This is a genomic window from Streptomyces sp. NPDC004051 (assembly GCF_053604275.1).
The window spans coordinates 19,835-33,702 of record NZ_JBSGHG010000015.1 but is presented as its reverse complement, the minus strand read 5'-3'; the positions used below and the strand labels follow the sequence as shown (position 1 = coordinate 33,702).

Below are 13,868 nucleotides of genomic sequence, written 5' to 3'. Positions count from 1 at the left end.
CGGTTCCATGAACGCCGCCGTCCTCCGGGTGGTGTCAGCAGCCGCTGCCGACGCGGAGGGACGTCATCTTGTCGTTGAAGTGCGAGGCCACGGCCGCGTCGGAGCCGCCCGGCGGGACCGTGAACATGCACCCGACGTAGTTGGAGTGCTCGTAGACGCTGACCGTCTTACCGGTGCGGTTCCAGTACGAGGTCATGCGGTCGTTCATGTAGTCGCCCACATTGGGGTTCGACGAGGTGTAGTGCCTGAAGTCGCCCCGGTAGCTCGACTGCTCCCACACGCAGAAGGACCCGGACGGACACTGGCTGGAGTCGGCTGCCGCCGGACTCGCGGTCAGGAAGGCGGTTCCCGCGGTGAGTGCCAGGGCCGCCGCGGCGGTCCATAAGCGCGAGGAGGTGCTTCCGATTCGAGACATGCTTTTCCCCTTTTTGTTTTGCGGTCGACTGCACAGTACCGCAGCCGCAGCCGACGCGATCGGCACTTCGACAAATGGCTGGACGGGATATGCCGCATGGCCGAATCGCCGGTATTTCCAAACCCGTGAGCACCGGACCTGCCATGAGGTATGGGCGATCTCCACCTGCGGCTTTCGGCGGGATGTCGGGGGCGTTTCCCTCACGGGTCTTCCTCATGTCAGGCCGTGGAGCCGCCGCATCGGCCGTTTCCGATCGGTGCTCCGTTCAATTTCCGCCGAGTCCCCCGGGCCGGAGTCGGCTCCGCTCGGCATCGCGGACACGATGCCGGATACGGGCCGGGCTTGAGCACGCTGGGGCTCCGTAGTGCAGATCCCGTCATCGGTGGGCGCCGGGCAGGGCGCCCGATATCACTCCGCATCACTCCGCCTTCCGGTGAAAATGAAGCATCGGAGTCCATTCGGTGTCCATCGGATGTCGCGTGGAGACGTGCACCAGGATTACGGTCGAGGTCTCCGGGCCGACCGAATAGCAACCCCGGCCACCACTGGCGATTTCGCATTCCCACTACTCCGGTTCGAATCACTTCCATTCCTTGGTCGCACACCTGCCGCACATCCGGTGTCGACGGTTCCAGCTGCCACGCGACAGCGAATGACATTCCAGCCACTCAGCGGCGGGACGCTCGCCCGGTCTCTCTTCCCGGACTCATTCACACACCTCGACCGGGCCGAAGTCCACGTCACCGAGCGGGCGGAGTGCTGACCCGAGCCGGTCGTGGTCAGCGTTGATGCGGGCGGCAGTCGCCCGCCACGAAACGATCGCTCGGCGCGCAGCCTCCTTGGCGCCCCATGGATGGCCGTGGCCGGCAGCATCATGTCGGGCGCGTCCCGGTGTATGACGCGCGGACCCCCGGAGCAGCAGCCCCGGCCGCCAGGGCCTTCGGGTTCCGGGACAGGACGACTCCGGTTTCTTCCGGGCACGTGTCCATCCCGGTGGCACCCGATGCGGCGGGGGGTCGGCCGGATGGGCGGTGGGGCGGGTTGTTCATAGCCTCGGGGGATGGTTCTTCGTCGATTGTCCTTGTCCGCCGCTGTTCTGGCACTGGCCGTGTCGGCCGTCCCGCCCGCCGTGGCCTCGCCGTCCGTGCCGCGTCCTTCCCCCGTGGAGCGGTCCGTGCAGCAGGGCGCGGACGCGCTGCGCGATGCCGGGGTCACGGGGGTCGCGGTCCGTCTGGAGACTCCCCGCGGGACCGTCACCGCCCGGTCCGGTGTGGGGGACCTGGTCAGTGGCCGTCCGGTTCCCGAGGACGGCCATCTGCGCCTGGGCAGTGTCACCAAGACGTTCGTCGCGACCGTCGTGCTGCAACTGGTGGACGAAGGGCGGCTGTCGCTCGACCGGACGGTGGAGCGATTACTGCCCGGAGTGGTGACCGGCGCCGGCAACGACGGCCGTGCGATCACGCTCCGCGACCTGCTGCAGCACACCAGCGGACTGTACGACTACACGGCCGACGTGTTCCCCGAGCACAGCGCCGCGACGTACTACGCCCACCGGTGGCACGTCCACCGGCCCGCGCGGCTGGTCGCCCTGGCCATGCGCCACGAGCCCGCCTTCCCGCCGGGAACGGACTGGGAGTACTCCAACACGAACTACGTCCTCGCCGGGATGATCATCGAGAAGGTCACCGGCCGCTCCTGGGAGCAGGAGGTCCGCGACCGCGTCCTGCGTCCCCTCGGGCTGCGGCACACGGACATCCCCGGCCTCCGGCCCTTCCTGCCGCAGCCGCACGCGGCCGACTACCAGCAGTTCGCCCCGGACGGCCCGATGGTCGACACCACGATCCCCTACCGTCCCTTCGACCTCGGGGCCGACGGAGCGATGACCGGCACGGCCCGCGACCTCAACCGCTTCCTCACCGCCCTGGTCCGCGGACGGCTGCTGGAACCCGCCACCCTCGCCGCCATGCGGACCACCGTCCCGATGCCACGGGACAGTGATCACCCCGCGGGCACCCGAAGCGGCCTGGGGCTGTTCTTCACTCCCCTGTCCTGCGGCGGCGGTTACCTCGGTCACGGGGGAAGCGGCTTCGGCTACCTCGTCCGGGCCGCCACCACGACGGACGGCCGTCGCAGCGTCACCGTCTCCGTCCACAGCCGGCCGGGAGACCCGGGCACAGCGGACCGCCAGGAGAACATCCTGCGCGACCTCGTCGACCGCGCCCTCTGCCGTCCCATGTGAGAAGCGGCCGGACGGCGCCGGTCCGGCGGGGAGACCGAAGGAGCCCGGCTCCGGGGTGACCGTGGGGTCGCCCCGGGGCCGGGCTCCTTCGCGCGTACGCGCGGGGATGAAGGGCTCCCTACTCGTCGTCGTCGGGCTTCTCCGCGTCGTCGATCTCCTGCTCCAGGCCGAGCTGCTCGACGAGCCACTTGTCGAACTCGATCGCGGCCCGCACCCAGCTGACCGTCGAGGAGACGAAGTGCTCCAGGCTGACGCCCATGCCGATCAGCGTCTGGGCCTCACCGATGAGACGAACGGTGCCGTCGTCGTGGGTGTGGGTGTAGACCTTGGGCCACAGCGTGCGGCGGTTCCAGTCGTCGATCGACTCGAGCAGCTGCTGCTTCTCCTCGATCTGGTGCGGGCGGTCGTAGAAGGTCCGCACGGAGAAGATCTGCTGGTCGTCCTCCCCACGGAACATGAAGTAGGTGCGGAACTGCTCCCACGGCGCCGCGAGGTCACCTTCGTCGTCGACGACGTACTTGAGCTCCATCTGGTCGAGGAGCTGCTTCACGAGGTCCTGATCCGGGACGACGGGGCCCGCCGGTCCTTGGGGCTGCGGCTCGGGCTGGCCCCCGAAATTGGGAATCGAGGACGGGTCGATGGACATGCTGGGATACTCCTGCGGTCGTCTGGCGTCCGGCCGTGGATGTGGGACCAGACGTATTCCCCACCCTCTCTCTCTTGGCCCGTGCCGGGCAACCTGCCTGGCCGAAAGGCTTCCCGCGAGCGACGGTTTCCATGATCACAGTCGGGATCACAGCTCGGTGACCATGGAGACCGTCGCCCGGGGGTACTACAGGGTCTTGCCCGTGGCCGGGCCCACCAGGAGGCCCTCGCCGAAGCGGTCCACGCGGACCGTGTCGCCGTCCTTGATCTCGCCGGAGAGGATCTCCTTGGCGAGCCGGTCCCCGATGGCCGTCTGCACCAGCCGGCGCAGCGGACGGGCGCCGTAGGCCGGGTCCATGCCCTCCTCCGCCAGCCAGGCCAGCGCCTCGGGGGTGATGTCCAGGGTGAGCCGGCGCTCGGCGAGGCGCTTGGCCAGCCGGTCGAGCTGCAGTGCGGCGATGCGCTCCAGCTCGGCCTTGGTCAGCGCGGAGAAGACGACCAGGTCGTCGAGCCGGTTGAGGAACTCCGGCTTGAAGGAGGACCGGACCACTTCCAGGACCTGTTCCCTCTTCTGCTCCTCGGTGCTGATCGGGTCGACCAGGAACTGGCTGCCCAGGTTGGACGTGAGCACCAGGATCGTGTTGCGGAAGTCGACCGTGCGGCCCTGGCCGTCGGTGAGCCGTCCGTCGTCGAGGACCTGGAGCAGGATGTCGAAGACCTCGTGGTGGGCCTTCTCCACCTCGTCGAGGAGCACCACGCTGTACGGGCGGCGGCGCACGGCCTCGGTGAGCTGGCCGCCCTCCTCGTAGCCGACGTAGCCGGGCGGGGCGCCGACCAGGCGGGCCACGCTGTGCTTCTCGCTGTACTCCGACATGTCGATGCGGACCATCGCCCGCTCGTCGTCGAAGAGGAAGTCGGCGAGCGCCTTGGCCAGTTCGGTCTTGCCGACGCCGGTGGGGCCGAGGAAGAGGAAGGAACCGGTGGGCCGGTCCGGGTCGGCGATCCCGGCGCGGCTGCGGCGCACGGCGTCGGAGACCGCCCGTACGGCCTCGAGCTGGCCGATGAGCCGCTTGCCCAGCTCGTCCTCCATGCGCAGCAGCTTCTGCGTCTCGCCCTCCAGCAGGCGGCCGGCGGGGATGCCGGTCCAGGAGGCGACGACGTCGGCGATGTCGTCGGCGCCGACCTCCTCCTTGACCATGGTGTCCTTGGCGACCTCTTCCTCGGCCTCGGAGGCGGCCTCCAGGTCGCGCTCCAGGGCCGGGATCTCGCCGTAGAGGAGCTTGGAGGCGGTGTCGAAGTCGCCTTCGCGCTGGGCCCGTTCGGCCTGGCCGCGCAGGTCGTCGAGCTTCTCCTTCAGTTCGCCGACGCGGTTGAGGGACTGCTTCTCCTTCTCCCAGCGGGCGGTGAGGTGGCGTAGTTCCTCCTCCCTGTCGGCGAGGTCGCGGCGCAGCTTCTCCAGGCGCTCGCGGGAGGCGGCGTCGGTCTCCTTGCCGATCGCCAGCTCCTCCATGCGCAGGCGGTCGACGGAGCGCTGGAGTTCGTCGATCTCGACGGGCGAGGAGTCGATCTCCATACGGAGGCGGGAGGCCGCCTCGTCGACGAGGTCGATGGCCTTGTCGGGCAGGAAGCGGGAGGTGATGTAGCGGTCGGAGAGGGTCGCCGCCGCGACCAGGGCGCTGTCGGCGATCTGCACCTTGTGGTGGGCCTCGTAGCGGCCCTTCAGGCCGCGCAGGATGGCGATGGAGTCCTCGACGGACGGTTCGGCGACCAGCACCTGCTGGAAGCGCCGCTCCAGCGCCGGGTCCTTCTCGATCCGCTCGCGGTACTCGTCGAGGGTGGTGGCGCCGACCATGCGCAGTTCACCGCGGGCGAGCATCGGCTTGAGCATGTTGCCGGCGTCCATGGCGGAGTCGCCGCCGGCGCCCGCGCCGACGACCGTGTGCAGTTCGTCGATGAAGGTGATGATCCGCCCGTCGGATTCCTTGATCTCGGCGAGGACGGTCTTCAGCCGCTCCTCGAACTCGCCGCGGTACTTGGCCCCGGCGACCATCGCCCCCAGGTCGAGCGCGACGAGCCGCTTGTCCTTCAGCGACTCGGGCACGTCGCCCTTGACGATCCGCTGGGCGAGCCCCTCGACGACGGCGGTCTTGCCGACGCCGGGCTCACCGATGAGGACCGGGTTGTTCTTGGTGCGGCGGGACAGCACCTGCACGACCCGCCGGATCTCCTGGTCCCGGCCGATGACCGGGTCGAGCCTGCCCTCGCGGGCGGCTTCCGTGAGGTCGGTCCCGAACTTCTCCAGGGCCTTGTACTGGCCCTCCGGGTCGGCTGTCGTCACCCGGCGTGCTCCTCTCGCCTGCTGAAAGGCATCCTGCAGTTTCTTCGCGGTGGCGCCCTGCCCCGTCAGCACCTCGCCGGCGGCGCCGCCCTTCGCGGCGATGCCGAGGAGCAGGTGCTCGGTGGAGAGGTACTCGTCCCCCAGGTCGCGCGCACGGGCCTGGGCGTCGGCGATGACGGCGAGCAGTTCGCGGTTCGGCTGGGGCGGCGCGACGGTGGACCCGGTGACGCTCGGCAGGCCGGCGAGGACGCGCTCGGCTCCGGCCCGCACGGCCGCCTGGTCGGCGTCGACCGCGGCGAGCAGGTCCGTGATGTTCTCGTTGTCCTGGCCCTGCAGCAGGGCGAGGAGCAGATGGGCGGGGGTGAGGTCGGGGTGCCCCTCGGTCACGGCCCGGTTGCCGGCGGCGTTGATCGCGTCCCGGCTCCGGTTGGTCAGCTCGGCGTCCACGTGTCCGTTCTCCTCCTTGCGACGACCGTACGGCGGTCCTCATGGCCGGCTCGGCAGCCCGGCCTGGCTGACTCTGTCAGCGTACACAAACTTGAGCCTATTCCACTCAAGGCGAGGGCGGGAGTGCGGCAGGGGCTAGGTTCCGGGGTCATGACCCACACGTACTCGGTGGATCCGGGCAATCCGGACGCCCCGTATCTCAGCTTCTGGCGCGAACGGCACCTGTGCACGCTGACCACCATCCGCCCGGACGGCACCCCGCACCTGGTGCCCGTCGGAGTGACATACGACCCCGGGGCACGACTTGCTCGGGTGATCACGAACAGGACGAGCGCGAAGGTGCGCCACGTGCTGGCGGCGGGAGCGGAGGGCGCGGCCGTCGCGGTCTGCCAGGTGGACGGCCGGCGGTGGGCGACGCTGGAGGGGCGGGCCGTGGTCCGCGCCGAGCGGGAGCACGTCGAGGAGGCGGAGCGGCGGTACGCGGAACGCTACGGACGGCAGCCGTCGCCGAACCCGGACCGGGTCGCCATCGAGATCACGCTCACCCGTGCGATGGGGCGCGGATGACGCAGAGGGGCGAGCGGGCAAGCGGGGGGCCGCCCGGACCGCCGGGCGTCGAGTTCCGGCCATCGGGCGATCGTCCGATACCCGTGGATGTCCCCTGAAACTGCAGTGGCGTCACCGTGTTCAGGTCACGGTGACGCCACTGCGGGGGGAAGCACCTGCGCGATCTTTTACGACGGGGGAATCGCGTCAGGCACTGCGGGGGGTGGCCGAGACGGTCCGGTGGGCAGGGGAGTCGGACTCCATCTGCTCATGGTCCCGCTGGTCGAGGTTCACAAAGATCATTCCGTACCGGATGGCACATCGCACGGGCTGCGGCGCCCCCCGAGGGCGCCGCAGGCACCGGTACGCCCGCACGTCCCCGTCCTCGTCCCGCGTGACGACGACCGGTTCACCGAACACGGTCACCATCAGCGAGTCACCGCTGTGGGGGATGGCGGTGACCAGGTCGATGAAGTGCCAGCCGGACCGGTAGGCGGTGGCCATCTCGCGGCGGAAGGAACGGTCGTCGGGTGGAGTAGTCATGTCACGCCCACACGCTGTCATCCGGGTGCGCGGGGCCGGCGGCCCACACACTGTCGCCCATCACCGTGTTCTTGGCGACGATGGACTGCCGCACACTGTCCGCCCGGACGTCCGCCTTCGTCTCGGAAAGGCCGCCCATCACCCCGAAGACCACACCGGCGGAGAAGGCGGCGACAAGCACCGAGCGAAGCATTTTCTTACCCATAGTCGGCTTCGTCCTCACTTGAAGGTCCCCTCTTCCCCCGTCAAGTACGACGATGGCTCATTCAGGCACGTCATGGCCACACGATCGGTGCATCATGTTCCTGCATATTCAGGACCCTGGGGGGTGGAGATTCGATGACGAACCAGACCAATGCGACACATCCTCACACGGTGACTGAGCTGTGCGGGGAGGGGGCGCGACTGTACGCGAATGCACTGCGCGCAGGACGTATCGCCCGCGTGGACGCAGAGGCCGCGCCCTGCTTGGTGGACTTCGCCCTTCTCCACCCGGATCCCGACGATGCGCAGTGGTTGCGTCCGGTGCCTCCGTCGATCGCACTTGCGCAGCGGTTGAGCCCGATAGAGCGGGAAATCACCGAGCGCAGGCGGCTGTCGATAGAGCTCGCTGATGTTTTCGAGCCGTTCATGTCCCTGAGCGCCCAGGAGATCACCCCGGCCCACTCGATCACGGTGCTCGAGGGCAACGAGCGCATCAACAGCGCGCTGGACCTGGCCACCGCCCAGTGCCGGACGGAGATGCTCACCGTTCAACCGAGCGGCCACCGGCCCGAACGCAGTCTGCTCCAGGGATTCGAGCGCGACCGGCTGCTCATCGAGCGCGGCGTGCGCATACGGACCCTCTACCAGCACACGGCCCGGTTCAATCCGGAGCGCCTGTCCTACGTCGAACAGTTCGCCAACGGCCGGGCGGAGTACCGCACCATCGACGAGCTGGTGGAACGCCTCATCATCTGCGACGAGACGGTCGCCTTCATCCCCGTGCGCGACGACCGCCAAGTGGCGTTGGAGCTGCGGCACACGGGCCTGGTCCGCTATCTGGTCAAGGTCTTCGAGTTCATGTGGAGCCGCGCGGTCCCCCTGACCGCCGGCACCCCCTACGAAACCGCCCCGGACGGCATACCGGAGATACAGCACTCCATCGCCAAACTCCTGGTGGAAGGCCATGTGGACGAGGCCATCGCCCGCCGTCTCGGCATGAACGTACGGACATGCCGGGCCCACATCGCCAAGCTCGCCGCGACCCTCGGCAGCGGCAGCCGGGCACAACTCGGCTACCTCATCGCCGAGTCGGGAATCCTCAACCAGGAGGGAGCACCGGAGTGACCTCGGTGGCGCACACGGAGCACGGGGCGGGGGAACTGTGCACGGCGGGCACCAGACTGTACGAAAGGGCCCTGCACGAGGGACTCCTGACCGCCCGGGAGGCGCGGGAAGCCCCCTGCGCGCTGGACCTCGGACTGCTGCGCCCCGCCGTCGACGACCCGAGCCGGCTCGAGCCCGTCGCGCCCACCGTCGCCCTCCAGCGGCTGCTGCGCTACTCCGGGGAACGCATCGTCGAGGAACGGCGCCGGGAGGAACGGCTGGCCGAGACCTTCCAGGCGCTCATGCGGGCGGGTGAACAGCCCACGAAGGAGGAGAGCACTCCCGCACTCGGCGTTCTCGGCGTTCTCGGCGGCAAGGAACGGATCAACCAGACCATTGCCGAGGAACTGACCGAGGCCACGGACGAGGTCCTGGCCATCCATCCGCACAGTGGCCACAACGGTCCACTCACCGCGGTCCACCAGCTCGCCCTGCGACGGGACCAGGAGTTCCTCGACCGCGGCGGCCGCATCCGCACCCTCTACCAGCACACGCTGCGTCACTCCCCGACCGTGCTCGCCCGCTACGCGCATCTGTCGGGCGACGTGGAGGCACGAACGCTGAACGAGGTCACCGAGCGCCTCATCCTCTTCGACCGCAAGGTCGCCTTCATACCGGCGAACGAGGACCGCACCCTCGCCCTCGAAGTCCGCCACCCCGCCCTGATCGCCTTCTTCGTCACCGCCTTCGACCGCCTCTGGCACCTGGCGACCCCCATGCACCCCCGAGCCGTTCAGCCGCCGTCGCCGGGCGGGATCAGCCACCGTCAGCGCTCCATCGCCCGCCTCCTGACCGAGGGGCACACCGATGCCGTCATCGCAGACCGCCTCGGCATGAACATACGCACCGCCCGCGAGCACATCGCCAAGCTCGCCGCGGCCCTGGGCAGCGGCAGCCGTGCTCAGCTCGGGTTCCTCATCGCACGCTCGGGGATCCTCGACCGGGCGGAGTGACCACCCGGCCCCGCGTCCCGTCCAGGCCCGCCTGCGCGATCCGCACCCCCAGCTGCGTACGGCTCACCGCCCCCAGCGTCTCCGAGAGGCGGGCGATGTGCGCCCGGCAGGTACGGACGCTGATGCCCAGCCGCTCCGCGATCACCGCGTCCTGGTGCCCCTCCGCCAGCAGCGCCGCGATGGACTGCTCACGGTGCGAGATGCCCTCGATCCCGGTGTCGGGCAGCGGGGCGGTCAGCGGGATGGCGAGCCGCCACAGCCGCTCGAAGACCGTGCCCAGGTACTCCACCAGCGCCGGGTGGCGCAGCTCCAGCGCCATGGTGCGCTCGGAGTTGGCGGGGATGAAGGCGACCATGCGGTCGAAGAGGATCAGCCTCTCGGTCACCTCGTCCAGCGTGCGCGCCTGAACCGCGTCGCCCATCAGCTCCAGATAGGACAGCAGTCCGTGCCCGTGCCGGGCGACATGCGTGTACAGGTCCCGCATGCGTACGCCCCGGCCGCGCAGCGCGGTCGCCCGGTGCAGGCCCTCCGACAGCTCCGCCTCGCGCCGGATGCCTCCGGGCTGGACGGTCAGCACCTCGGTCCTACAGGCCTCCGTCGCCTCGTCCATCGCGGCCTGGATGCGCCCGAGTCCGTCCAGCACCCGGATCGCCGGGCCCTCCGGCTCGGAGCGTGCGGTGGACAGCTGGGCGCCCAGGCCGGCGTACCGCTCGAAGGCCGAGACGACGGAGCCGACCCGGCGCCGGCTCGCGCTGACCTCCTCGTACATCCCGCGCAGCAGCCGCGTCATGACCTCCTGCGGGGCGGTCGGCACCAGCCAGTCCATGTCGTCCGGGTCCGGGTGCAGCAGGGCGAGTTCCAGCAGGCAGGGCACCGGCTCCGCGTCCCGGCGCGGTACCCGGCCGCGCCGTACGGCCCGGGAGTACACGCGGTCCCCGGAGTCGCACAGCCGGTCAGCACCGTGCGGATGCTCCTCCGTCCCGTGCCCGGCCATCGCCCCGTCCCACCCCCTGGTCCGCCACTTTCCGATGCGCCACTATGCGCGGCCGCACCCGGCTCCGCAACACGGCTCCCGTCGGGGCGGCAGGCGAGGACCCGGGCGACGGCGGTATCCGGGGCGGTGGCGGAACAACACCGCCGGGGAGCACGGTGATCCGTGCTCCCCGGCGGAACGTCCACGCACCCCGGGCTGAAGACCCGGCGGCCGACGGCTACTTCAGGCCAACCGCGGCGCACGCCTCCTTGTACTGCGCCGTGCAGATGTCCGCCACCTTGTAGAACCCGTCGGAGATGACCGTGTCCTTGATGTTGTCCTTCGTCAGGGCCACCACGGGCACGAGCTGCGCCGGGATGTCCTTGTCCGTGGGGCTGTCGACCCGCTCGCGGGTCAGCGCGTCGAACTGGATGCCCTTGCCCTGCACCCGCGCCACGGCCATCTCCGCGGCGTTCTCGGCCTCCAGCGGGTAGGACTTGTAGACGCTCATGAACTGCTCGCCCGCGATGATCCGCTGCACTCCGGCCAGTTCGGCGTCCTGGCCGGTGATCGGGGGCAGCTCGGTCACACCGGCGTTCTTGAGCGCCTTGACGATGGCGCCCGCCATGGTGTCGTTGGCCGAGTAGACGGCGGCGACGTTGTCCTTGCCGATCGCGTTGATCGCCTCGACCATGTTGGCCTCGGCGTTCTCCGGCGCCCAGTCCTTGGTGTCGTAGGACTTGGCGATGGTGACCTTGCCCTTGAGCTCCGACAGCGCGCCCGCCTTGAACTGCTTGGCGTTCGGGTCGGTCGGGGAGCCGTTCATCATGACGATCTTGCTGGTGGCCGCCTTGTCGCCGCCGAGCTTCTCCAGCAGGGAACGGCCCTGGACCTCGCCGACCAGCTCGTTGTCGAAGGAGATGTACGCGTCGATCGGGCCCTCGGCCAGCCGGTCGTAGGCGATGACCGGGATGCCCGCGTCCTTGGCCTTCTTCACGTCCTCGGCGATGGCCTTCGAGTCGACCGCGTCCAGCACGATGACGTCGACCCTGTCGTCGATCATCTGCTGCATCTGGCTCGACTGCTTGCCGGCGTCCGCCTCGGCGTTGGCGTAGGTGACCTTCCCCTTGTCGTTGGTGAGCGACTCCACCTTCTTCTTGAAGATGGGGTAGTCGAACTGCTCGTACCGGGTGTTGGCCTTCTCCGGGAGCAGGAGTCCGACCGTGATGTCGTTCCCCTTGGTGGGGCTCGCGTCGGCACTGCTCCCTGTCGCGTTGATCATTCCGCAACCGGCAAGCATGACGGACATCGAGGCAACGGCCACTGATATGGAGATACGACGCATGCGAGGGCTCACTTCAGGTGCGTTTTGGACGTGGGCACAACATTGCGGCCCATGTGACTGAAAAGCCAACGCTTCAGCTACCACCGGCGTCAAGAGCAACTACTTAACGAGATGAACACAACACGGTGCGCTGAAGTCGTGAGGGGCCGGCGAAAGACTCGCACAGATCTCCTGGAGAAGCACACATCCGCTGATCACAGGGGTGCGCGGGGCACATGGAACGGAAAGTGAGGAGCTGTCAGCCGTGCGCACACGAGTAAAGGGCTTGAAGGTTCGGACGAACCTCCAAGCCCTTCAGGGCACTTCACTTTTCGGCCAAACGGAACTTACCCGTCAGCCGGACCGACCGGTCGGGTCAGCCGGTCGGGTCAGCCGGGTCAGTCGGGCTGCTGCTGACGCTTCGGCCGCCACACCACCAGCGCGCTGGTCTGCTGCACTTCCTGATACGGCACCAGGTCCCGGCGGTACGACGCGTGCACCGCGGCCTCGCGCTGCCGCATGGTCGCCGCCGCGCCGTCCAGCGCGCCCTCCAGCTCCGCCACCCTGGACTGCAGCGCGGCGACCTGGTTCTCCAGTTCGATGATGCGCTTGATGCCGGCCAGGTTGATGCCCTCCGCCTGCGACAGCTGCTGCACCTGACGGAGCAGCTCGATGTCACGGGCCGAGTAGCGGCGGCCCCGGCCTGCGGCACGGTCCGGCGAGACCAGCCCCAGCCGGTCGTACTGGCGCAGGGTCTGCGGATGCAGACCGGAGAGCTGAGCCGCCACCGAAATGACGTAGACCGGTGTGTCCTGCGTCAGTTCGTACGGGTTTCGTCGACGGCCGTCCATCTCCATCAAGCTCCCTTCGCGGCCTGGAACAGCTCCGCCCGCGGATCCTCACCCGCGGTCGCCTCGCGATACGCCTCCAGTGCGTCACGAGCCTTCCCCGGCAGGTCCTTGGGAACACTCACCTCCACGGTGACCAGCAGGTCGCCGCGCGAGCCGTCCTTGCGGACCGCCCCCTTGCCGCGGGCCCGCATGGTCCGCCCGTTGGGCGTGCCCGGGGGCAGCTTCAGCGTGACCGGCGGACCGCCGAGCGTCGGGACGCGGATCTCCCCGCCGAGCGCCGCCTCCGGGTAGGTGACCGGCACGGTGACGGTGAGATTGTCGTCCCGGCGGCCGAACACCGGATGGCTGCCGACGTGCACGACGACGTACAGGTCGCCCGCCGGGCCACCGCGCTCGCCCGGCGCGCCCTTGCCGCGCAGCCGGATCCGCTGGCCGTCGCTGACGCCCGCGGGGATGCGGACCTGCATCGTCCGCGAGGACTTGGCCCGGCCGCTGCCCTTGCAGATGTCGCAGGGGTTCTCCGCGATCAGGCCGCGGCCCTTGCAGTCCGGGCACGGGTCGGTGAGCGAGAAACCCCCGCCGCTGCCCCGGGCCACCTGTCCGGTGCCGACGCAGGTCGGGCACACCCGCGGGGTGCCGTTCTTGTCGCCCGTGCCCGAGCAGCCCTTGCAGGCCTGCTGGGAGGACATCCGCAGCGGGACCGTCGCCCCCTCGATGGCCTCGGTGAAGCTCAGGGTGACCTCGGACTCGATGTCCTGGCCGCGCCGGGGCTGGGTGCGCGTGGTGCCGGCGCCGCCGCGGTTGAACAGCCCGCCGAAGACGTCGCCGATCCCGCCGCCGAACCCGCCGGCGCCGCCCTGCCCTCCCTGGCCGCCCCCGAAGAGGTCGCCCAGGTCGAAGTTGAACGATCCGGCGCCGCCCGCCCCCGGACCGGGCCGGAAGCCGCCGCCGAAGAGCGACCGGGCCTCGTCGTACTCCTTGCGCTTCTTGGGGTCGCCGAGGACGTCGTTCGCCTCGGAGATCTCCTTGAACCGCTCCTCCGCCTTGGCGTTGCCCTTGTTGGCGTCCGGGTGGTACTCGCGGGCGAGCTTCCGGTACGCCTTCTTGATCTCGGCCTCGGTGGCGTCCTGAGGCACGCCGAGGACCTTGTAGTAGTCCTTCTCGATGAAGTCCTTGGTGCTCATCCCCGACGTCCCTCCTTCCTCACCCGCCGGGGCGGCCCGGCA

Annotated in this window: 13 protein-coding genes; 4 read left to right on the top strand and 9 right to left on the bottom strand. The window is 69.5% G+C overall.

Annotated features, from left to right (window positions below; genetic code table 11):
- Window positions 1-34 precede the first annotated feature (34 nt).
- Complete coding sequence (locus tag ACWEQO_RS17780; protein ID WP_361454686.1) at window positions 35-415, bottom strand: peptidase inhibitor family I36 protein; 381 nt, start codon at window positions 413-415, stop codon at window positions 35-37.
- A gap of 1,060 nt (window positions 416-1,475) precedes the next feature.
- Between ACWEQO_RS17780 and ACWEQO_RS17775 the strand changes: the two genes are divergently transcribed.
- Window positions 1,476-2,654: a serine hydrolase domain-containing protein gene (locus ACWEQO_RS17775; RefSeq protein WP_452984060.1), complete on the top strand. Its 1,179-nt coding sequence runs from the start codon at window positions 1,476-1,478 to the stop codon at window positions 2,652-2,654.
- A gap of 118 nt (window positions 2,655-2,772) precedes the next feature.
- Here ACWEQO_RS17775 and ACWEQO_RS17770 read toward each other — a convergent pair whose 3' ends face one another.
- Together ACWEQO_RS17770 and clpB are read right to left on the bottom strand one after the other, a co-directional pair.
- Window positions 2,773-3,300 carry a type III secretion system chaperone family protein gene (locus tag ACWEQO_RS17770; RefSeq protein ID WP_384206977.1) on the bottom strand — a complete coding sequence of 176 codons (528 nt, stop codon included), beginning with the start codon at window positions 3,298-3,300 and terminating at the stop codon, window positions 2,773-2,775.
- Window positions 3,301-3,486: 186 nt separating this feature from the next.
- The gene (gene clpB / locus ACWEQO_RS17765; protein ID WP_452984057.1) at window positions 3,487-6,084 is read right to left on the bottom strand and encodes an ATP-dependent chaperone ClpB; all 2,598 of its coding nucleotides are present in this window, start codon (window positions 6,082-6,084) and stop codon (window positions 3,487-3,489) included.
- 150 nt (window positions 6,085-6,234) lie between these two features.
- Between clpB and ACWEQO_RS17760 the strand changes: the two genes are divergently transcribed.
- On the top strand, window positions 6,235-6,651 hold the full coding sequence (locus ACWEQO_RS17760; RefSeq protein WP_452984055.1) for a pyridoxamine 5'-phosphate oxidase family protein: 417 nt from the start codon (window positions 6,235-6,237) through the stop codon (window positions 6,649-6,651).
- 186 nt (window positions 6,652-6,837) lie between these two features.
- On the opposite strand, the gene ACWEQO_RS17755 is transcribed toward ACWEQO_RS17760, so the two are convergent.
- The gene (locus ACWEQO_RS17755) at window positions 6,838-7,173 is read right to left on the bottom strand and encodes a hypothetical protein (protein WP_279334803.1); all 336 of its coding nucleotides are present in this window, start codon (window positions 7,171-7,173) and stop codon (window positions 6,838-6,840) included.
- 1 nt (window position 7,174) lies between these two features.
- Window positions 7,175-7,354: a hypothetical protein gene (locus ACWEQO_RS17750; RefSeq protein WP_452984053.1), complete on the bottom strand. Its 180-nt coding sequence runs from the start codon at window positions 7,352-7,354 to the stop codon at window positions 7,175-7,177.
- Between the two features lie 158 nt (window positions 7,355-7,512).
- Here ACWEQO_RS17750 and ACWEQO_RS17745 point away from each other — a divergent pair, with 158 nt between their 5' ends.
- Together ACWEQO_RS17745 and ACWEQO_RS17740 are read left to right on the top strand one after the other, a co-directional pair.
- Complete coding sequence (locus tag ACWEQO_RS17745) at window positions 7,513-8,502, top strand: helix-turn-helix transcriptional regulator (RefSeq protein WP_452984051.1); 990 nt, start codon at window positions 7,513-7,515, stop codon at window positions 8,500-8,502.
- Entirely contained in the window at window positions 8,499-9,494 is a 996-nt protein-coding gene (locus tag ACWEQO_RS17740; protein WP_452984049.1) for a helix-turn-helix transcriptional regulator, read from the top strand. Before ACWEQO_RS17745 ends, ACWEQO_RS17740 begins: the two co-directional genes overlap by 4 nt.
- On the opposite strand, the gene ACWEQO_RS17735 is transcribed toward ACWEQO_RS17740, so the two are convergent.
- From ACWEQO_RS17735 to dnaJ, 4 genes are all read right to left on the bottom strand, one after another.
- The gene (locus ACWEQO_RS17735) at window positions 9,457-10,488 is read right to left on the bottom strand and encodes a LuxR C-terminal-related transcriptional regulator (RefSeq protein ID WP_452984047.1); all 1,032 of its coding nucleotides are present in this window, start codon (window positions 10,486-10,488) and stop codon (window positions 9,457-9,459) included. The two genes, ACWEQO_RS17740 and ACWEQO_RS17735, sit on opposite strands and share 38 nt — an antisense overlap.
- A 217-nt stretch (window positions 10,489-10,705) precedes the next feature.
- Window positions 10,706-11,824 carry a sugar ABC transporter substrate-binding protein gene (locus tag ACWEQO_RS17730; RefSeq protein WP_361454660.1) on the bottom strand — a complete coding sequence of 373 codons (1,119 nt, stop codon included), beginning with the start codon at window positions 11,822-11,824 and terminating at the stop codon, window positions 10,706-10,708.
- Between the two features lie 365 nt (window positions 11,825-12,189).
- Window positions 12,190-12,642: a heat shock protein transcriptional repressor HspR gene (locus tag ACWEQO_RS17725; RefSeq protein ID WP_361454657.1), complete on the bottom strand. Its 453-nt coding sequence runs from the start codon at window positions 12,640-12,642 to the stop codon at window positions 12,190-12,192.
- Window positions 12,643-12,647: 5 nt separating this feature from the next.
- Entirely contained in the window at window positions 12,648-13,826 is a 1,179-nt protein-coding gene (dnaJ, locus tag ACWEQO_RS17720) for a molecular chaperone DnaJ (protein WP_452984044.1), read from the bottom strand.
- Window positions 13,827-13,868: the final 42 nt, after the last annotated feature.